The following is an 18,945-nucleotide window of genomic DNA, read 5'->3' as shown; positions in this document are numbered from 1 at the left end:
GTACGTGACCAATCTTGTTCGCTCGCGGATGCTGTGGTCCGCCGTCGTGCTGGCGGTCGCGGCGGCCACGCTGCCCTGGTGGGTGTCCGGCTATATTCTCGGCATCCTCACCGTCGCCTATTACTTCAGCGTGTTTTCGATGGCCTGGGACCTGCTGTTCGGCTTCGCCGGCGAGGTCAACTTCGGTCCCACGTTTCTGATTGGTCTCGGCGCCTACTCGGCCGCGATACTCGATGCGCGGTGGGGGCTGCCGATTCCCGTGTGCATCGTTGCAGGCGGTCTTGTCGCGCTGATTGGCGGGCTGTTATTGGCGGTGCCTGCGTTGCGCTTGCGCGGCCCGTATTTCGGTCTGATCACGCTGGTTGCCGTGCTGTTGCTGCAAAACTCGATCGTGATCTTCGCGGGTATCACCGGCGGCGAGATCGGCATGACCGTGCCCGATGTCATGTCCGTCAGTGCGGAGCAAAACTACTGGTATGCGCTCGCGTTTCTCGTGGTGTGCGCGATCATCCTGTTCGGCTTGTCGCGCTCGGCGATGGGCCTCATCCTGCAGGCGAGCGGTCAGGACGCCATCGGTGCGCAGGCGCTTGGCTTCAACGTGACCAAGCACAAGCTCGCGGCCTTTTGCATCAGCGCGGTGTTCTCCGGCGTGGCTGGTGCGATGCTCGTGTTCTACCAGGGCACCGCTTCCGTCAGCACGGTAGTGGATCTGGGAGTGGGCGTGCAGATCATCATTGCCGCTGTGCTGGGCGGGCGCCGAACTATCCTGGGCGCGGTGCTCGGCGCGGTGTTCCTGATCGTGGCTGGTGAGTTTCTCAGGCCGTTGGGCCAGATCAATACCTTCGTAGTCGCAGCGCTGGCGCTCGCGGTCATCCTGTTCTTTCCGGACGGCCTGCTCGGCAACCTGCTGCGCGTGAGAGAGCGAGAATGAGCGAAGCCTCTCGCCTCTCGGTACGTGGCCTGACCAAGCGCTTCGGCGGCCTGGTCGCGGTGAAGGACATCGGCTTTGACATCGAGGCCGGCGAGATCCTCGGGCTCATCGGTCCGAATGGGTCCGGCAAGTCGACCGTGATGAAGCTGATCATGGGCATCGAGCGGCCCAATGCCGGGTCGGTCAAGATGGACGGCACGGAGATGGCGGGCTGGGCGCCGCACCGGATTGCCCGCGCCGGCGTGGGCATCGTCTTTCAGCACTCGCGGCCGCTGCATCGGCAGACGGTGCTCGAGCACATCAAGCTGGCGCTCTTGCCTGACTCATTGATCAAGCTCGTCGCCGATCCGCATGTCAACCGCCGTGCCCGCGAAATCGCCGAGCGTGTCGAGCTCGGTGCCGTGATGCACCGGCATCCCGCGACCTTGCCGTTCGCCGATCTGCGACGTATGGAGATGGCGAAGGCGATTGCGCGCGATCCGAAGGTCGTATTGGTCGATGAACCGTTCGCAGGACTGACGATGGCGGAGTCGGAGTCGTTCGCGGCGCTGATTCGCAGTTTTCGCGCCGAGGGTCGCGCTGTGCTGCTGGTGGACCACAACGTCAAGAGTCTCGCTGCGCTGGTCGACCGCGCACTTGCGATGTATCTGGGCGAGCAGATCGCGGAAGGCACGGCCGAACAGGTGATGCAGAACGAGACCGTGCGGCGCGTGTATCTGGGCGGCAAGATCGAGACGAGAGAGCGGACGCGCGACGAGGTGGTCAGCAAGCCGACGCTGCTCGATGTGGAGGATCTTGGCGTACTGTACGGCAAGGCACGGGCGCTCGACGGCGCGAGTCTTCATGTGCGCGAAGGGGAGTTCGTCTCGGTGGTAGGACTGAATGGCGCCGGCAAGACGACGCTGTTCAACGCCATTTCGGGTTTTGTGCCGTACCAGGGCACGATCCGTTTCGGCGGACAGGATTTGCGCGGCATGAGCGGTGCAGCGATCGCGCGGGCGGGCGTGGTGCAATGTCCGGAGACTCGTGAGCTCTTTAGCGACATGACTGTGCGTGAGAACCTGGACCTCGGTGGATACCATCTTGCCGAAACTGCGCGCTCTGAGCAGTTGGCGTGGCTCTTCGAACTGTTCCCGATCCTGAAGTCGCGGCAACGTCAGACGGCGCGCACGTTGTCGGGTGGTGAACAGCAGATGCTGGCCATTGCCCGCGCGCTGATGATGCAACCGAAACTGTTGATTCTCGATGAGCCGACCCTGGGGCTCGCACCGGTGATTCTCGAGCAATTGTCGAAGGCGCTGGAGTTACTGCAGCGGACCACGCCGATTACGGTGTTGCTGGGCGAGCAGAATGTCACCTTCGCGTTGCCGCATGCCGATCGGGTGTATGTTCTGGAGCATGGCCGGATTGTGTGGGAAGGTGATCCGTCCAGCTTCGAGCGCGAGATGGGGCGGGGGTACCTGGAAATTGTGCCGGTGGGCGATCCTCCGGGGTTTCCGGCGCAGGCGTAGATGCGGGAGGATAGGCGCACATGCAGCAGGCAGCGATGAGGCAGGCGACGGGTTCGCGGTGGTGGCGTATTGGCGGGGCATTGCTGACTGGTTTGTTTGTCGCCTATCTGGATCGCACGAATCTGTCGGTCGCTTTGCCATCGGTCGCACAGGACCTTGGTTTTTCTGGCGCACGGTTTCCGTTGATGTCCAGCTGGGTGTTGACCATCTTTTTGATCGGCTATGCATTGGCCAACGTCGTCGGAGGTGTGGCCACGCGCAAGCTCGAACCGAAGACAGTGGTGATGGCCAGCTTTGCGATATGGTCCACGGCGACTTTGTTCGCCGGCTTTGCGAATGGCGTTGCGGTGATGTTGATATGCCGCCTGATCCTGGGGATCGCTGAAGGCGTCTATTGGCCACAGATGTCGCGTTTCGTGCGTGACTGGTTCGCGCCTGACGAACTCAGCAAGGCAAATTCGATCATTCAGTACTACGGTCAATACCTTGCGCTCGCGACGGGATTTCTGTTGCTTACGCCGATTTACGATGCGTTCGGCTGGCGTACGCTGTTCTTCCTGACCGGCGCTATCGGTCTGGTGTTGATCGTGCCGATGTATGCAAAATGTCTGCGGCCTCGAAGCGAAGCGCCATTTGCCGAGCCGGAAAACGTCGCCGCCGTCGTGCCACTGACGTTCAATGCGGTTGGCGGTTGGGCATTCGTGTTGCTCGTTATCAGCTATATCACTCAGGGCATGCTGTTCTGGGGTATCACGTTGTGGGTGCCGATGGCGGTCAAGTCGATCGGTTTTAGCGGCGTCGCTCAAGCGCTGGCCAGTTCTGTCCCGTTCGTGGCCGCCATCCTGTTTGCCATTCCGATGTCGATGATCAGCGACCGCACCAACAAGCGCGTGTTGATCGCCGGACTTGGGCTAATGATCCCGGGTGCGATGTTGCTGCTGCTACCCGAGTTGCACAGCGGCTATGCGAAGCTTGGCCTTATCACGCTTGCACTCGGGCTATACGCCAGTAGCTATACACCCAATATCTGGTCGATCTTGCAACTGACCGCGCGGCCGTCGGCGATCGGCTCGGCATCCGGAATCATGAACGGCGTCGGGGCGGGGGGCGGCGGTACGATAGCCGGTTTCATGGTCGGGCTGCTGTATCGCGCGAGCGGCAGCTATATGTTGGGCTTCACTATGCTCGGCGGCATCGTGATTTTCGGCGGTATTGCGCTGTTGGCGTCGGGTTGGATTGTTACGCACCGCAAGCCGGGCAGTTCCGTATCGCTTCAGTATTGAACCGCGGTCCAATCATGGCTTGCGCGAAGTCCATGTGACGACGGCGGCCAATTGACGTTGGCAGATCGATCGCCATGAGCAGGCACCGTTTGCACGGTTCGACGTTACTTCAGGTAACAACTGAATTACCGCGGACCATGATGATTTCGTGTCGAAACTCGTCCAGAATAGGGGTTATCTCGATCACGACCGAAACTTCTGGGTGCGAAAGCAATGAAACAGCCAATCAGAATCGATTTTGTCTCCGACGTAGCGTGCCCCTGGTGTGCCGTCGGTTTATCCTCGCTGCAACTCGCGTTGTCGCGACTTGGTGATACGGTCGACGCCGAAATAGTCATGCACCCCTTCGAGCTGAATCCGCAGATGGTCGAGGAGGGTGAAGACCTCGTCGAACATATCGCAAAGAAATATGGGCGCACTCCGCAACAAGTGAGCGAGGCGCAGGCCGCGCTTCGCCAGCGCGGCGCTGATGTCGGCTTTACCTTCGGAACGCGTACGCGCATCTACAACACCTTCGATGCACACCGTCTGATCCATTGGGCCGGCATGAAAGGCAAACAGTTACAGCTTAAACAGGCGCTACTGCAGGCTTATCATGGCGAGGGCAAGCCCACGAGTGACCATGACGTTCTGGTGGAAGCGGCGGAATCCGTGGGACTTGATGGTGCCGAGGCGCGTGCTGTGCTGGATGGCGGCGATTATGCCAATGAGGTTCGTGTAGAAGAAGAGCAGTACCAGGCAATGGGCATTCATTCTGTGCCGTCGATCATTTTCAATAATCGATACCTGCTGACGGGCGCACAACCCGCTGACGTGTTCGAGAAAACCATTCAGCAGGTTCTGGCCGAGGGGTAGTGTCTGGTTGAACCGAAATCTTGATTGACGAGGTCGAACGGAGGTGAGCGGCATCGTTCACAGGTTCTAACCGGACCCGGAAGCCCATGCATGGGCCGCGCGGAGTGCACAGCCCATAACAAGGAGACAAAGCGTGCGTCAGAGTGAGGCCGTCAACGTACAGACATTTATCAATGAACACCCGTTTTCGGGGTTCCAGTGGCTCGTCTTCGCGATGTGTTTCGTTATCGTCCTGCTCGACGGCTTCGATACTGCGGCGATAGGGTTCATTGCGCCGTCGCTAGTGACCGAGTGGGGCATCAGCAAGCCGGATCTCGCGCCCGTTTTGAGCGCGGCGCTGTTCGGCCTCGCTTGTGGTGCGCTGGTGTCGGGTCCGCTTTCCGACCGGATCGGACGGCGTGTATTACTGCTTGGCTCCGTCACGCTGTTCGGCGTGGCGTGTTTCGCCTCGGCGTTTTCCGGCGACATCGGGAATTTGACCGTCCTGCGCTTTGTCACCGGTATCGGACTCGGCGCCGCCATGCCGAATGCGGTCACGCTGATGAGTGAATTCTGTCCCGATCGCCGCCGGGCGACGCTCATCAATCTGATGTTCTGCGGCTTCCCTCTTGGCGCGGCGTTTGGCGGCTTTCTTGCGGCCTGGCTGATTCCGCACTTCGGCTGGCGCAGCGTGCTGCTGCTCGGCGGCACCACGCCGCTGCTGTTGGCTGTGTTGCTGCTGATCGCGATGCCCGAGTCGGTGCGCTATCTGGTGGCGAAGCAACACGCGGTCGAACGGATCCGTGCGACGCTGGGCCGGATCTCCAGCGCGGCCCAGGAAGCCGGTTCGTTCGTGATGACGGAGTTGGCGCCGGCAGTGGCGGGTAAGCAGGGCTTGCGGGTGGTGCTGTCGCGTCAGTACATAATCGGCTCCGTCATGCTGTGGCTTGCCTATTTCATGGGTCTGGTGATTTTCTATGCCTCCATCAACTGGATGCCGGTTCTGCTGAAAGAGGCGGGACTCCCGCCGCAACGCGCCACCCTGATCTCGGCGCTGTTCCCGCTTGGCGGCGTGGGTGCCGTGCTGTGCGGTGTCCTGATGGACCGCTTCAACGCGAATCGTGTGATCGCGGTCTGCTATGCGCTGACGGCGATCAGCGTGTACTGCATCGGTCAGGCGGTGGGCAATGTCGGGTTGCTCGTGCTGGTGGTGTTCGTCGCCGGAGTGTTGATGAATACGGCGCAGTCGTCGCTGCCGGCGCTCGCGGCTGCGTTCTATCCGACCCAAGGTCGCGGAACAGGTGTTGCATGGATGCTCGGCATTGGCCGGTTCGGCGGCATTGCCGGCTCTTTTCTGGTCGCGGAACTGACGCGTGAACACTTCTCGTTCGAAGGGATCTTCGCGGTTGTCGCGGTGGCCGCTCTGATTTCGTGCGTCGCGTTGTTGGTCAAGCAGGCGGCTCATCCGGGTCACGGGACATCGAAACCATTGAAGGGCGAGTCGCTCGGACACTGAGCGACAGCTGCCGCAGCCCCATACTCCGTGGATCACATCATCATGACCTGGATGAATCTGGTATCAATCGGGGATCGCTACTGCCTGTTTGTGAGGGCGCATCGCCTAGCCACTGCAAGAATTCGCCCACATGCTGCGCCCACAGGTCGGGACGCGTCATGGTGAAATGGCCCGGCGACGATGGCGTGCCCTTCTGCACCGCGTACCTGCCTTGCTGAAGCGTCGGAACAAGTCTCTCGAGGACCTGCAGCGAGTCGGGATTGAACTCGTCGTCGGAAAAATTCAGGGCGAAGAGTTTGGCCTTGATTCTGGGAAGCGCTGGTTCGGGATCGTAGCTGAATGACGACTTGAGTGAATACAGGATGTCGTTCGGATCGACGTGCTCGGCCTGAAAGCGAGTGGTCGCGAGGAACTTGTCCGCCGCCGCGCCATCGGGAATTTCCTGCTGCAGCGCGGGCGCGCTGTCGATCATCATCCGCAGTACCCTGAAACCTTCGATCCAGCCGCGCGGCGTTTGCGTGTAGTCCCCGTTCTTCCAGTCAGGATCGGAGCGGATCGCGTCGATCACCATACGCCGCCAGAGCAAATTGCGGCCCGAGACTGTAATCGGCAGCGAGACCACCGGCATCACGCCGTCCATCATGTCGGGATACATCTCGGCCCATTGCCATGCGTTCATGGCGCCCATCGACATACCCAGAATCGCATGCAGATGCCCGATGCCCAACGTTTCGGTCACCAGCTTGTGCTGGAGATCGACGATATCGCCGTAATCATAGTTCGGAAATTTCGCCTTCAGTCCGTCGCTAGGTTTGCTCGACTGGCCGTGGCCTACGTTGTCGGGAAAGATCAGATAGTAGCGGTTCGCGTCGAGCGGACGACCCGGGTCGAACAGCGCCTTCGTGTAAGTGGGACTCAGCAGCGTGCGGCTGTCCGCGCCCGTCCAGTGCAAGACCAGGACGGCGTTGTCGACGGCCCCCTGGGCATTGCGATGCGGCGTGCCGAGCGTTGCATAGTGAAGCTTCAACCGGGCCAGCGTCTCGCCGTCCCGGAATTTGTAATTGTCGAACCAGACATCGGCCTGAACGGCCGCCGGATTCACGCGCTGGTCCCACGGCGCAGCTCCACTGGCGGAAGCGGCGGACGGTGCATTGGACTGGGCCGATGCGATACCCGCGAACATGGGGCCGAACGCCAGCAAGCCAAACAGCGCGCTGGCTGCGGCACGGGTACGACGAGACTTCATGATGATTTCCTTGCTTGGTTGAGGAAGGCGTGTGAGCCTCGATTCGGCTCATGCCGTTACAGCGGCATGCTTACCTGGCGTTAGACAGACCTGGGCGGCGACGCAGCAGGTCGAACGCCATGATGTGGCTCGCCCCCGAAATTCCGACGCCGTAGAATGGGATCAAGGCCATCGGCAGCGTTTGGATGCCGGACATGCGGGGATCGTTGAGCAGGAAGTAGGTCAACCCGGTACCAACCGCCACGACGAAATCGGCAAACCCGAACAGGTGGAAGACCAGATACCGGTTGCGCGTCTTCTTCGGCAGCAGCGTGACGCCGAGGGCCAGCAATCCTGCGATGAGGTCGCCCCATCCCGCGTTCCGCACGAAGGCCTCCGGCAGGAGGTCATGCGCCCCGTACCAGAAGAAGACCAGCGCGGCCGCGATGCGCCAGATGTGGAATGCTGTCAGCGTCCGCAACCCGATGGTCTCGATGTATGCGCGAAACCTTCTGGACAGTGCGTATACAACGACCGGCGCCACGATTCCCAAAGCGATGAGGCCCGCGAGCGACAGCGGGTAGACGGCACGATAGACGCCCGCTTCGGCGGCGGCGGCAACAGCCAGTCCCCAGACGATCAGTACTCCCAGCAAAACGCGCGGCCCGCTGCTCTTTCCGATTTCAACTATCTGATTCATCGTAAATATCCATTAGTTAAACTAAATTGTGGATCCGCTTCCAGCACCTTCTGGAGGCGACGCCGGAGAGTTACAGTTCGCCCTTTCTACCGTCTTCGGATAGCTTCAGAAGCGGCGTCGACTTGAACAGGTTGTCCGGCTGCATACGCTCCCATAGGCTTCCCTTACCTTGCTGCCGGCCGCGTTCGTCTTCACGACGGAGCCACTGTTCGACGGTCCGGATGCGGTTCGGATGGATTTCATCGAGCAGCGCGTAGTCACGCTGGATCACGCCGTGCTTCCAGATGTTCCAGAACCCGGTGAAATTGTCGCGGAAGCTCATCGTGCTCTTGTCGTTCGGATCCGCGTTGTATCCGGCAGGCAGGCTCGCGGTCATCTTGAGCGGGCCGTTCCAGTACGTGTCCAGATCCGTGTCGATATAGCGCGCCGGATGCCCGGTCACCTGCTCGAACGCCTCGGCTAGTTTGTGGTACTCGACCTGCTCGATCGCGACTTCGAGATCCATGCCGTTCGAGCGCTCGGGATGGTCGAACAGCCAGCGTGCGTAATAGCCGCAATCGTCCAATGCGACGTGGGGTACCGAGCCGTTGCCGAGTGGCACGCGCCAGGTCAGCACGCCGTTCTCCACGATCGGCATCATTGGCGTCATGGCCGAAATCGCCATCTCCATGTACGGCCCTGTGGTGAACACGGCCGCGCCCATGCGGTCCCGGTTCGTCTGGTTCTGGAACAGGATCCATTCGCCTACGCGGCCTTTGCCATCATAGTGGCCGGCGCGGAAGCGGGAGTCGTAGCCGGCTTTCTTGAGTGCGTAGTCGAGGTTGCCGTACACGAAGAACTTGATGCCTTCTTCCAGCGCGATTTCGTAGCAACGGATCGCCCAATAGATCTCCGTTTTCTCGCCGGTGTTGAATCCGTCGAGATTGATGTATGCCCCGTCGCAACCACGGAAGCCTTCCCGAAGGACGGCTTCGTCGGCGAATGTGCCTTTCAGGATTGATACGTTGCCGAGTGCGAGCAACGCCTTGGCCCGCCGGGAATCTGGATCCCGGCTCAAAGTCCGGACAGAATATTTGCCATCGGCGACGAGCGCGCTAATGACGGGCAGGCCCTGCGCGCCAGTGCCGCCAACGACGAAAATCCTGGAAGTGGCGTGGGAGGTCATGATCGATTCCTCAAGTTTGATTGAACGGGCATCCGGACCGGCAGCACTCATCACCGGGGCAGGCCACTAACTCTTATAATAAGAGTTAGTGGCCTGCCCGGCAAGTACTTTCCAGTTCTTTGGTCCATGACGGGGCCGCGGTGCCTCGTGGAATCGTTCTGCCTGATCACGGCCACTCTTATAATGAGACTTACCCGGCGACGATCGTCGGGCTACTAGGGACACAGTGCATGCGCTCGAAAGGTTTCGACGGAATGGTGTGCTCGATCGCTGGCGTGATGGCGGTGATCGGCGACCGATGGGGTTTACTGATCCTGCGCGATCTCGTCTTTGGCCTCAGCCGATATGACGAGTTTCGCCAGTCGTCGGGCATAACCAATGCGACGCTCAGCGATCGACTCAAGCACCTGGAGGCCAACGGTCTGGTCGAGCGCAGACGCTATCAGGTCAATCCGGATCGATTTGAATATCTGTTGACCCGCAAGGGTTGGCAGGTCGCCCCAGTGATGCCGGTACTCGCCGAGATAGGGGATAGGCTGGGGGTCTCCGGGGCGTCGGCGCCGCCGATGAAGTTTGTGAATCGGAATACCGGGGCTGAGGTGCGGTGGAGCTTTATCGATCAAAAGACAGGTGAGCAGCTCAGCGCCGCAGACGTGGCTATCAAGGAAGGCCCCGGGGCAGACGATCTGCTCCGCTGGCGTTTGTCGCAAGGTGAGCGCCGCCATCAGAAAGAATGATGAGGACAACGAGATCTCTCGCGATACGTAGCGCCTTTGTCGACTGATCTTTGAATGAGTGCACTCAGGTCCGCGCCAGTCAGAGACTAGGTGGCTCAACGGCAGTTACACCTGCGGGACCGGCCTTTACGATTGCGCGTTGCGCAAATGAGGTCCGAACGGTGGCTCGGGTCGATCTGAGCCGAGCGTCGTTGGACCGGGTTCGGCCAGTACGAGCGGCTGAGGGTCGCCAGGCGCCGGCCGCGACTGGCAAGGTACGGCCATGAACGGAGGGTCGCGGCCATCTTTTGCTAGTTCGAAATTGAAGTTGCTATACAAACTTGGGTCGACGAAAATCGTTGTCCATCGGTCAATCGTGGGCGCGGAATCGACTAGAGCTTATATGACTTTCGCCGTCAACGACACGACAAATTGACTTGAGTATGTTGCTGGCGAATTGCCGCCGCTCTGTACCTTATACATTTTTATGGAGGCCCTGTGCCCCTCGGCAAATCAATACGCGTCTATCTCGCCGATGCGACTGTTACTGGAATCCGGTATGCCGAACTGGTGAATTGGACAGGCCACGCGATCGCATGTCCTCGCAATCGGCTCAGCGAGCTGGCAAACTGGCCTGAAGCAGCAAAGCCTGGAGTCTACTTCCTCTTTGAGGGCCGTTTCGGCGATAGCAAGCCTGCCGCGTATGTAGGCGAGTCAGAAAATGTCTCGCAACGCTTAACGAATCACGACCGAAACAAAGAGTTCTGGAACGAGGTAGTGATCTTCACAAGTAAGGATGAGAACCTCACGAAGGCGCATATCAAGTACCTTGAATCGTCCTTGGTGTGGTTGTCTAAGCAGGCCGATCGCTATCAACTCGAGAACGGCAATACGCCGCCGGAATCGAGCTTGCCAAGAGCGGACCGGGACACGATGGCGGAGTTCGTCGAAAATATCAGGATGGTTTTAGGTATCTTGGGTTATCAGATACTCGAACCAGTTCTTCGAGCAAGCACGACGTCGAATACGGGCGACGCAACGTCACTGGACGCGAATGCTGTATCGCCGGCCACGGACCTTGTCTTCCGCGTGAACAATTTAATCGCTTATGGTGCGCTGACAGACGAAGGTTTCGTTCTAAAGAAGGGATCGCAACTATCTCGCACTAATACAGATAGCATTCCTGGCAAACTGGCCTCCATCAAAGAGCGCCTTCTCGCTGAAGGTGCATTGGCCACCGAAAATGATCGGCTCGTCGCCACTTCGGACATCCTTCTAAGTTCGTCTAGCTATGCGGCCGCTATCGTCGCCGGCACTTCAAGAAGCGGTCCACAAAGTTGGAAGACTACGAATGGAAAAACCTTGAAGGAACTTGAAGATGCGTCGCTTCCAGATGCATAACTCAAACATTGAACATCTGTTTTCGTGCATACGGCTACCTCTGCTTCGGGGCGTCAAACGCGGCACCTTCCTTAAGCTGGATGGCATGTAAGCTAATGGAGATCCGCTGGTCCAATACCTACTGAGACTATATGCTGAACTGGGCCTATTTTCCGAGATCTGACAAACCAACAGATCTTGTACAAGCAGTCGTAAAAGCATTCGAAGAGAGCCACCCCTCCTTCACTTCAGCGGAACACACTCTACCAAGTAACGCAGTTCTTGCACACATAGCCCCTCGGCTCGCACAGTTGGGATTTTCCGTCGAGACCGGGAAGAAGAAAGCCGAGAAGATTCGTGTGCCGGTTCTTTACGGAAACAACGGCCGAATATCAAAAGCGTTTGAAGCGGATGCTCACCATATCGAAGGTAAGCTTGTCGTTGAGGTAGAGGCCGGTCGAGCAGTTGTCAACAATCAGTTCCTCAAAGACTTATTTCAAGCCTGCATGATGGACGATATAGATTACCTAGCCATAGCAGTTCGTAACATTTACGAAGCGGCCGGCACTAGGAACCCTGACTTCGAGCGCGTAGTCACCTTTTTTGAAACGATGTACGCCAGTAACCGAATGAAGTTGCCTCTCCGGGGGATCTTGGTAATTGGCTATTGATGCCCAATCGGGCTAATGCCTCAGCCAAGATCGTCGGACACGCTAGGAACGATGAGTTGCTGCTTTCGGTAACTTCGAAGGTCTGCTGTGGGTCGAGGCGGTGTGAAAACGCAAAAGTACTCGGTTTCGGGTGTGGCTTTACCCTTCCCGAGGTGCTGCCAAGCCGATATGGCGCGATCTGAAGGGTTGATTTTTTCGAACGCCACGTTCAGCTTGCGTTTTCACACGGCCTCGGTCGATTTGGGACGATCGTATCTGTCGATACCGTGCTTTGTTTTCCGCGTCCTAGAGCTGCCGCAAGTAGATGTCGGTTCATCACGGTAAGCCACGGGGTATGGCGGTGGCGCCCATCGCCGGCCGCACAAAACATCGCCGTTGAGAGTCACACTTGTGCGGAGCAGGCCTATGCGGTCACCGACGCGAGTTGAACAGCCGTAAAAGCTCCTCGCGTAGCTCGGAGATGTCCAGCACATGCTGTGCGCGCGTCACGGCCACGTAAAGCAGGCGCATCTCGTCCTCGTCCAGCGTCAGGCGGCCGTCAACAGTCTTGAAGCGAAAATCGTTGCCCGTAGTGTGCCGGAAAATCGCCTATGGGCAAGCTGCCGCGCGGCAACCGATCTCCGTGCTGTCGGCAGCGCGACGGCCGGTTCCAAGTCGCGCCCGTTCCTTGGGAGTCGATTTATGCCTCATCGCATGAGACCCAATTCGGCCAGTTTCGGACCTTCGACAACTACGTGCGAATCGTCGACAATCCGAAAATGAGCGCCAGATTGCGACCGCAACCGGTCGTTTTTCTATCCCTCAATACTTGAGCCTCCCGTTCGCCTCGATCGCCGTCGAATCGCCCGATCAGCCCGAGGTGATCGCCCTCATTGCCGATCTGGTTGCCTACATACCGAGGTCATTCCACAGGATCATCGATCGTGACGTTTCGAACAATTGCTGTAGTGCGGCCATCCTCGTCGTCGATCCAATCCGTCCACGTAATTCCGTAGTCCAACAACAACGTTGTATGCCAGCGACGACTCAGACCTGTCTTCTGCTGCTGCGTGCATATTAGCGAGACCGCAGTGCCCCTAAACTTCTGAAAGACCTTTGACGCAGGTACTGTCCCTTCGACTCTGCACTGCGTCGAATTTGCCTCGTTACTCGATGGTTGTGGAAGGATGATGTCGACTGTTTCTCCGGAGGCAGGCTCGTGAGCGAAGGTGGCAATCGTAGCGTCAGATGGTAGTGTGGCCAGCCTCGTCAGCGAAGTTCCGGTTCCAACAGTCTGCTTGCGCAGATCTGCAAGACCAAGACTCAGCGTGTAGTCCGTCCAGCCGGTTGACGTGACCATTTCGGCCACTACGCCATTGTTCCGTCGATTGACGAAGACGTCCTTGAACGATGCGTCGTCTCCTGGCGTTGTCTTGTTGACCCAACGGGCGTCGAACGTGACGCGCGAGTACGGGAGAGGACGGCTGCCGTCAGAAGGAAGACGGCGGCGGATTTCTTCTGGTAGCCGGCGCTCGTCAAACGATTCGTCAAAGTACGCATAAGGATTGTCGAGCGTCATTTGAACCATGTTCTTGCGATGGCTCAACGTGCGAAGAAACTCATAGGATGCAGGACCACGTAAGTCGGGAGGGAGCGCGTTGATCGCGTCGACCGAAAACGCGAGCATTTCGCAAGGGTTCTTTGGATATTCCTTCGCCCCGTGCTTTGGAGGTGTTGCATTGAGAAGTGCATCGGCGTCAAGTAATGTCACATCACTGTAGTGCTCTTCCACATGTTCCGACGTGGGGCCGTCCACCACAATCTGGAAAATCTCCATGACATCTTCGACGGTGCGTGGCGACGCCGACTTCGTCATTGCAATGAAATCGGCTCCTTGCATCAGCGCACGACAATCGTATGCTGACCCGGTCGCGATATCTTTGAATAACCCCAACATTCGTAGTCTGTCGTCCGATCCGAGTGGCGCCGCAAAAAGGGCGTTCCGGTCCGTCTGGTTGCGGCGCATTGCGGCCGGCCAAGCAGGATCAGCCGCGAATTTTGTCATCCAACGCGCCAGTATCTGACCTTGTTGAGAGTCCGGGTCTACGCCCGCTGCTACTAGTTTCCGACGTAGCTGGTTTTGCTGGATCGCTTCGACCGGCGTCGGATTACCGTCAACTGTGACTTCAGTGGGGGCGTGACTTGTCGAGTCAGGCCCGTTGGCGCAACCAGCTACGCCGATCACGGCGGCAAATGCGATAGTTGGAAACGAAAAATTCAAGATTGCTAAACGCGAAGAATTGTTGTTACGGGTTAACGGCGTAAAATGCGATGTACTTTAGTGAAGGACAAATTGCTACGCGCAGTTATTCCTTTAGCGTTGAAAATGGCGACGCGAACTTCTCTTTTGAAGGCGGGATGCGGTCGTTTTCCGGGGTGCTTTAAAGCATTAGAATGGCGCCGCCTTTCGCGCTTTTTTTGTTGTTCGACTTTATAACGGCAACGCAAAGTGCGGCCGTTTTGTGGGAGGGAGCAAGGACGCGAGCGGCTTGCATTCGACGTTTCTTGCAGTATCTGGCCAGCTGGCGACATCGCCCATCTCGCCCTGGGCTGTGGGAAATTGCCGGGATTGACGGTCCGCTTTGCAGAGCAGCGATAGGCCGCTTCGGGTCGACTTGGGAAGTTCACGCCGAGGTTGGGTCGGTGATTTGACGTGAGATGTCCGAACTTCCGGGTTCGGCCAGGAATGGACCTTCGACAACTTCGTGCGAATCGTCGACAATCCAAAAATGAGCGCCAGATTGCGACCGCAACCTGTCTTTTTTTATCCTTCGGTACTTGAGCCTCCCTTTCGCCTCGATTTACTGCTATGAATATCGCCTTCGAATCGCCCGATCAACCCGAGGTGATCACCCTCATTGCCGATCTGGATGCCTATCAGGACACCTTGTATCCGCCCGAGAGCCGTCACGCCTTGGACCTGGCGTCGTTGAAGCAACTCAATGTCTTGTTTGCTGTTGCGCGGGACCGTGAGGGCCAAGCGATTGGCTGTGGGGCAATAGTCCTCAACCGTGAGTTCGGTGAAGTCAAACGCATGTATGTAAGTCCTCGCGGACGTGGGCAAGGCGTCGCCAAGAAGCTCCTAGCTCTGCTTGAGTCACGGGCAAAAGACTCTGGCTGTCACTTGCTTAAGCTCGAAACCGGACCGTACCAACATGAGGCATTGGCTTTGTACGCATCAGCCGGCTACGAGCGTCGGGGACCATTTGGCGACTACACGAACGACCCACTGAGCGTGTTCATGCAGAAACACATCGCAGCCTGAGATTTGGCTTCGTGCGGTCGCACGATAACGGCCACAATGAGACATTCGCCACGGCCACCTGAATTGGCGACAATGCACGCAACAATAGAGATCGAGGTTATGAAAACGGGGAAGGCAAAGTTGCCGATGACGCGCGTGGTCTCGGAATGCGCTTGTCTCGTCACCTTGATTTTGGCGGCCATTTTTATCGGATTCCCGGCGTTAGCGAGACAGCACGCGACAGAGGACGTTCGCTCGTCTCGTGCGCACCAGATCAACTCGCAACTCGACCGTCTAGTCGCCGTAATTCAGGATGAGTATGCAGCGGAAAAGCCGCATGGCAGGCAATTGCAGTTTGTTGTCGTGCCGAAGCACGGGACCATCGCGATTGCATCCTTTATCATCGAAGGCTTCGGCGACGGAAACAATGCTCATCAGTTTCTTGCTGTCTTCGGGCCGCCTGCGGATCCGGGGCCGAAGTCCTCGTTTCCGTACTATGCGCTGTCAGGTCTCACCGAGGTTGGCGACGGCTGCGCTGTTGATGTGCGACGTATTCGCGTCTCGGGCATCAGCGACGATGGATCATTGACTTTGACCCTGCCAACGTTTATGACATCGACTACGGGCTCTTGCGAAGGCGGAACGAGTCGGTCGTACACGTGGCGGACCGGTGATGCACGTCTCGGCCAACTTAACCTCAGATAAGCTTGGACTATGGTATGGCGATAGGTGGCTCGAATGCTCGTTCATTCGCGCGGCCACCTGCCCAGTGGGTCGAGAGGTCGAGATGAGCCGGCCGCATGGGGCACGGATCGGCCAGGAACCTCCGTTCGACGCCAGTAGCTAGAGCGACAACAATTGAATACGCGGGTCCGTCGGTAGGCGATCCTGAAAACCAGAGATCGCTTGTCAATCGAAAACAGCCGTAGTGCGTGGAGAGGAAATGTCCGTAGCTAATGTCGAATACCACGTAGTCCGCCCCGTCGACGAAGGCCCATACAAACAATTTATGACGGCTCTTTTCGCAGAGGGGCTGTCGGTGCTTCCAGACAGGGGCACCGGACCTACGGACGAGCAATGGTCAGAGTTTTTCAAACGCCGAAGGAGCGAGCACTCCGTCTTATTCATCGCTGAACACGAAGGAAGGCTTATCGGCGGGGGTGGCGTCGGCCGCATTGAGCAGCCAAATCGTGAGCATTCACTCTCGCTCGGCCTCAACGTTGCGAAGGAGTATCGAAACCAGGGGGTCGGACGGGCGCTGCTGCAACACACGCTCCGATGGGCAAGCGCAGCACCTGCTGTCGAACGGATCGAACTCGAGGTGACCGCCAATAATCCGGGGGCTATCTATCTCTATGAGAGCGCCGGTTTCAGCGTTGAAGGCGTCAAGCGCCATGCCTTAAAGAAGGGCGATTTGGTCCTGGACATCGTGCAGATGGCGATCGTCGGCAGCGATATTCGATCCCCAAAGTTATAGGTCGTGCAACGGCCACATTGAGTGTCTCAGCAAGATCGTCCATGACAGATCGTCTGGGTCGTTGATAATCGGCAACGTCGTAGCATCTCCTCAAGTCCGCGCTCACGGTGCCGATATGACAAAGCGAGGCGAGAGAATTTTTCCGACATCAACACCTGATACCTAAGAAACGGACCAGACATAATGAAGGCAAGCCGTTCCGTCGTGGCATGTTTACTGTTGATCATTTGCGCAGCCATGGCTGGATGTACAACACTGGCCGACGCGAAACTGGGACGTGGGACGGGTCAATCGCGTATCTACCCCGTCGGGCAGGACGTTGTATGGAAGTATCTGCCAGGCATCGTGCAGGGCGTAGGCCTTGATTACGTCGACGGAAACCGTCTGGAAGGTTACGCATTGGCGCAGCGTGGCTTAGGGCTTTTCACGTACGGTGAGAACGTAGCTATATTTGTCGATCCGGGCGCAGACTTATCGAGCACAAGGGTCGAAGTCGTATCGAAGCGTTCATTGGCTACAAACATAACCGCGACGAATTGGGAGGCGATCGTCCTCGATGCCCTCAGCCGCGCACTTCCGGATCACTCAAGTCAGGCTTCCATTGATTTGGGCAGTGCGGTGCCTTACCTCGATGACCATGGCCAGGACGGATATCGGCGATGGCTGACCTATGGCGAGCATCGCGCGTTTGCGATTTCGGCCGATGGGAGTTGGGGAGCGTCGTCGGATAAACCCGATCTGGAAGGCAGTGCGAACGCTGCATCCGAGCGTGCTTTGTATCTTTGCCGGAGTACTGCCAAGGAAGCGTGCGACCTCTACGCAATTGACCATCAGGTAATCTGGCAGCGTCACAACGATATCGGAACTTCTGAATAAGCGCGCTGTAGCGATAGGCTAGTCGCCGCTGTCCGCAAATTCAGGGTTCGGCCGTCTTGAGACGTTCGACGCCGCCACACGAATCGTTGATAATCTCAAGATTCGATGCCAAGACGAACGCAATGAGAATAATGGCTGATCGACAGCACTTACTTGACGGACGGACGCTCACAATACTACTGCTGGCCTCCTTCTGGTTTTCCGCCAATGCAATGGCCATTGGCGGCCGCGGTGGAGAAGGAGCGCATTTCGGGGGCGAGGACGCTGGATTTGGCCGCTATGGTCGTCGCGGCGAGGCAGATGCACTTCATGACGGCGCAGGCAATCGCTTGCCGGGCGTGGTCACTGCACAGGAAGAAGGAGGCAGGATCGCTGGCCACGACTATGATCGGGATGGGACCGATCTCACCGAGCAGAAGATCCATCCCGATGAATACCCGGTTGTTTCTGGCGGGCATCTTACCGGCTGGCAATCCCTGAGCGATAGACAGGCAAGCCGAGCGGCTTGGCGTGACGCTCATCGGGTCCGCACGCTTTTCATTCTTGCCGGTCTTGTGGTGCTCGGCGTTGCTGTATCTGTGTTCGCATTCGGCTAACCCGTGTGTGAACCTGCTAGAGAGACGCCAGTCGGCCATGAGCGGACGGTCGACATCGAAACAGGAATCGTCGACAATCGGCCCCATCACCTCATTTCGCGACAACGCATGTATTCCATCGATCTGGGACTTGTCAGGCTTGATTTCGAGAAAGCGATAATCGAGGTGCCGCGCAATGGCGATTATGACTGGATGAACGAGGACTGGATCGATACACAGCAGCAAATTGAAATCGTCCAAGATGAACAGTCGGCCACGGTATTCGGCTCAACGGGACGCTTTGCGCAGATTGGTCCTCATTTGATCGGAATTCTGTCGCCGCATCTCTATGTTGAGAAGGAAGTCGTGGCGTATCTCCTCTCTAGATCGAATACGTCAGGATTGCCCGAGAAGATAGTGCGAGGCGCCGTGAAGATCGATCACTATTCATGGGGGACGCTTATCTCGTTGGATTGGGGCTCGCTGGGCCATGCGCCAGGTGGTGTCGAGTATTGTTTGCTCCCGATCGCTGGTCCCGCTATCTCAGTCGGGTTTCTTCGGCTCGACTGGACGAGCGTTCAAATACACACGTCATCGTGACGCAGGCGAAGGAAGTGAGCCTTGCCGCTGATAGTCGACTGTCTAGCCGTATGCCTGTTGTCGGTCGTTCCTCAGTGTTGATTCGAACCGGCCAAATAAGGCACAGGTCGGCCGAGGCCGTGTAAAAACGCGTGAGCCGGCAGTCTGTCGAGCGACTGGTGAGGCTGCGCCTTCGCAGCTTCGTGCTTTCTACGACTGAACT

Annotated in this window: 18 protein-coding genes; 13 read left to right on the top strand and 5 right to left on the bottom strand. The window is 58.0% G+C overall.

Going from position 1 to position 18,945, the window contains the following annotated elements:
• The first annotated feature begins 4 nt into the window (after positions 1 to 4).
• From P3T17_RS22020 to P3T17_RS22000, 5 genes are all read left to right on the top strand, one after another.
• Positions 5 to 931, top strand: coding sequence for a branched-chain amino acid ABC transporter permease (locus P3T17_RS22020; RefSeq protein ID WP_429408878.1), 927 nt, complete (start codon positions 5 to 7; stop codon positions 929 to 931).
• Entirely contained in the window at positions 928 to 2,442 is a 1,515-nt protein-coding gene (locus P3T17_RS22015) for an ATP-binding cassette domain-containing protein (RefSeq protein WP_074267905.1), read from the top strand. The genes P3T17_RS22020 and P3T17_RS22015 overlap by 4 nt, the downstream gene beginning before the upstream one ends.
• Before the next feature lie 20 nt (positions 2,443 to 2,462).
• Positions 2,463 to 3,725 carry an MFS transporter gene (locus P3T17_RS22010; RefSeq protein ID WP_429408877.1) on the top strand — a complete coding sequence of 421 codons (1,263 nt, stop codon included), beginning with the start codon at positions 2,463 to 2,465 and terminating at the stop codon, positions 3,723 to 3,725.
• A gap of 213 nt (positions 3,726 to 3,938) precedes the next feature.
• Positions 3,939 to 4,580: a DsbA family oxidoreductase gene (locus tag P3T17_RS22005; protein WP_429408876.1), complete on the top strand. Its 642-nt coding sequence runs from the start codon at positions 3,939 to 3,941 to the stop codon at positions 4,578 to 4,580.
• Positions 4,581 to 4,713: 133 nt separating this feature from the next.
• Positions 4,714 to 6,075, top strand: a complete 1,362-nt coding sequence (locus P3T17_RS22000; RefSeq protein ID WP_429408875.1) for an MFS transporter — start codon at positions 4,714 to 4,716, stop codon at positions 6,073 to 6,075.
• Positions 6,076 to 6,115: 40 nt separating this feature from the next.
• Here P3T17_RS22000 and P3T17_RS21995 read toward each other — a convergent pair whose 3' ends face one another.
• From P3T17_RS21995 to P3T17_RS21985, 3 genes are all read right to left on the bottom strand, one after another.
• Complete coding sequence (locus tag P3T17_RS21995; RefSeq protein ID WP_429408874.1) at positions 6,116 to 7,321, bottom strand: alpha/beta fold hydrolase; 1,206 nt, start codon at positions 7,319 to 7,321, stop codon at positions 6,116 to 6,118.
• A gap of 70 nt (positions 7,322 to 7,391) precedes the next feature.
• A complete protein-coding gene (locus tag P3T17_RS21990; RefSeq protein ID WP_429408873.1) occupies positions 7,392 to 8,000 on the bottom strand; it encodes a hypothetical protein in 609 nt (202 codons plus the stop codon).
• A 70-nt stretch (positions 8,001 to 8,070) separates the two neighbouring features.
• Positions 8,071 to 9,165 carry an NmrA family NAD(P)-binding protein gene (locus P3T17_RS21985; protein ID WP_429408872.1) on the bottom strand — a complete coding sequence of 365 codons (1,095 nt, stop codon included), beginning with the start codon at positions 9,163 to 9,165 and terminating at the stop codon, positions 8,071 to 8,073.
• Between the two features lie 230 nt (positions 9,166 to 9,395).
• Here P3T17_RS21985 and P3T17_RS21980 point away from each other — a divergent pair, with 230 nt between their 5' ends.
• The 3 genes from P3T17_RS21980 to P3T17_RS21970 all read left to right on the top strand — a co-directional run bounded on the left by P3T17_RS21980 (position 9,396) and on the right by P3T17_RS21970 (position 11,932).
• Positions 9,396 to 9,902: a winged helix-turn-helix transcriptional regulator gene (locus tag P3T17_RS21980; protein WP_429287847.1), complete on the top strand. Its 507-nt coding sequence runs from the start codon at positions 9,396 to 9,398 to the stop codon at positions 9,900 to 9,902.
• 477 nt (positions 9,903 to 10,379) lie between these two features.
• Entirely contained in the window at positions 10,380 to 11,282 is a 903-nt protein-coding gene (locus tag P3T17_RS21975) for a GIY-YIG nuclease family protein (protein ID WP_429408871.1), read from the top strand.
• A 131-nt stretch (positions 11,283 to 11,413) separates the two neighbouring features.
• Complete coding sequence (locus tag P3T17_RS21970) at positions 11,414 to 11,932, top strand: hypothetical protein (RefSeq protein ID WP_429408870.1); 519 nt, start codon at positions 11,414 to 11,416, stop codon at positions 11,930 to 11,932.
• 901 nt (positions 11,933 to 12,833) lie between these two features.
• Here P3T17_RS21970 and P3T17_RS21965 read toward each other — a convergent pair.
• Positions 12,834 to 14,192 carry a hypothetical protein gene (locus P3T17_RS21965; protein ID WP_429408869.1) on the bottom strand — a complete coding sequence of 453 codons (1,359 nt, stop codon included), beginning with the start codon at positions 14,190 to 14,192 and terminating at the stop codon, positions 12,834 to 12,836.
• A 588-nt stretch (positions 14,193 to 14,780) separates the two neighbouring features.
• Between P3T17_RS21965 and P3T17_RS21960 the strand changes: the two genes are divergently transcribed.
• The 4 genes from P3T17_RS21960 (at position 14,781) to P3T17_RS21945 (ending at position 17,568) form a co-directional block, all read left to right on the top strand.
• On the top strand, positions 14,781 to 15,236 hold the full coding sequence (locus P3T17_RS21960) for a GNAT family N-acetyltransferase (protein ID WP_144156119.1): 456 nt from the start codon (positions 14,781 to 14,783) through the stop codon (positions 15,234 to 15,236).
• A 99-nt stretch (positions 15,237 to 15,335) separates the two neighbouring features.
• On the top strand, positions 15,336 to 15,920 hold the full coding sequence (locus tag P3T17_RS21955) for a hypothetical protein (RefSeq protein WP_429408868.1): 585 nt from the start codon (positions 15,336 to 15,338) through the stop codon (positions 15,918 to 15,920).
• Positions 15,921 to 16,158: 238 nt separating this feature from the next.
• A complete protein-coding gene (locus tag P3T17_RS21950; RefSeq protein WP_429408867.1) occupies positions 16,159 to 16,692 on the top strand; it encodes an N-acetyltransferase family protein in 534 nt (177 codons plus the stop codon).
• Positions 16,693 to 16,875: 183 nt separating this feature from the next.
• On the top strand, positions 16,876 to 17,568 hold the full coding sequence (locus P3T17_RS21945; RefSeq protein ID WP_429408866.1) for a hypothetical protein: 693 nt from the start codon (positions 16,876 to 16,878) through the stop codon (positions 17,566 to 17,568).
• 176 nt (positions 17,569 to 17,744) lie between these two features.
• Here the strand turns inward: P3T17_RS21945 and P3T17_RS21940 are convergent, their stop codons facing one another.
• A complete protein-coding gene (locus P3T17_RS21940; protein WP_429408865.1) occupies positions 17,745 to 18,251 on the bottom strand; it encodes a hypothetical protein in 507 nt (168 codons plus the stop codon).
• Between the two features lie 21 nt (positions 18,252 to 18,272).
• On the opposite strand from P3T17_RS21940, the gene P3T17_RS21935 reads away from it, so the two are divergent.
• Positions 18,273 to 18,743, top strand: a complete 471-nt coding sequence (locus P3T17_RS21935; RefSeq protein ID WP_429408864.1) for a hypothetical protein — start codon at positions 18,273 to 18,275, stop codon at positions 18,741 to 18,743.
• Positions 18,744 to 18,945: the final 202 nt, after the last annotated feature.

The sequence above is a fragment of the Paraburkholderia sp. GAS82 genome (assembly GCF_050436285.1).
GTDB lineage: Bacteria > Pseudomonadota > Gammaproteobacteria > Burkholderiales > Burkholderiaceae > Paraburkholderia > Paraburkholderia phenazinium_B.
Note: the sequence above shows the minus strand (reverse complement) of the source record. Positions and strands in the feature narration are given on the sequence as shown.

Coding starts and splice junctions, on each gene's coding strand:
- P3T17_RS22015 (WP_074267905.1), top strand. CDS start 928: ATGAGCGAAGCCTCTCGCCTCTCGGTACGTGGCCTGACCAAGCGCTTC.
- P3T17_RS22010 (WP_429408877.1), top strand. CDS start 2,463: ATGCAGCAGGCAGCGATGAGGCAGGCGACGGGTTCGCGGTGGTGGCGT.
- P3T17_RS22005 (WP_429408876.1), top strand. CDS start 3,939: ATGAAACAGCCAATCAGAATCGATTTTGTCTCCGACGTAGCGTGCCCC.
- P3T17_RS21995 (WP_429408874.1), bottom strand. CDS start 7,321: ATGAAGTCTCGTCGTACCCGTGCCGCAGCCAGCGCGCTGTTTGGCTTG.
- P3T17_RS21990 (WP_429408873.1), bottom strand. CDS start 8,000: ATGAATCAGATAGTTGAAATCGGAAAGAGCAGCGGGCCGCGCGTTTTG.
- P3T17_RS21985 (WP_429408872.1), bottom strand. CDS start 9,165: ATGACCTCCCACGCCACTTCCAGGATTTTCGTCGTTGGCGGCACTGGC.
- P3T17_RS21980 (WP_429287847.1), top strand. CDS start 9,396: ATGCGCTCGAAAGGTTTCGACGGAATGGTGTGCTCGATCGCTGGCGTG.
- P3T17_RS21970 (WP_429408870.1), top strand. CDS start 11,414: ATGCTGAACTGGGCCTATTTTCCGAGATCTGACAAACCAACAGATCTT.
- P3T17_RS21960 (WP_144156119.1), top strand. CDS start 14,781: ATGAATATCGCCTTCGAATCGCCCGATCAACCCGAGGTGATCACCCTC.
- P3T17_RS21955 (WP_429408868.1), top strand. CDS start 15,336: ATGAAAACGGGGAAGGCAAAGTTGCCGATGACGCGCGTGGTCTCGGAA.
- P3T17_RS21950 (WP_429408867.1), top strand. CDS start 16,159: ATGTCCGTAGCTAATGTCGAATACCACGTAGTCCGCCCCGTCGACGAA.
- P3T17_RS21945 (WP_429408866.1), top strand. CDS start 16,876: ATGAAGGCAAGCCGTTCCGTCGTGGCATGTTTACTGTTGATCATTTGC.
- P3T17_RS21940 (WP_429408865.1), bottom strand. CDS start 18,251: ATGGGGCCGATTGTCGACGATTCCTGTTTCGATGTCGACCGTCCGCTC.
- P3T17_RS21935 (WP_429408864.1), top strand. CDS start 18,273: ATGTATTCCATCGATCTGGGACTTGTCAGGCTTGATTTCGAGAAAGCG.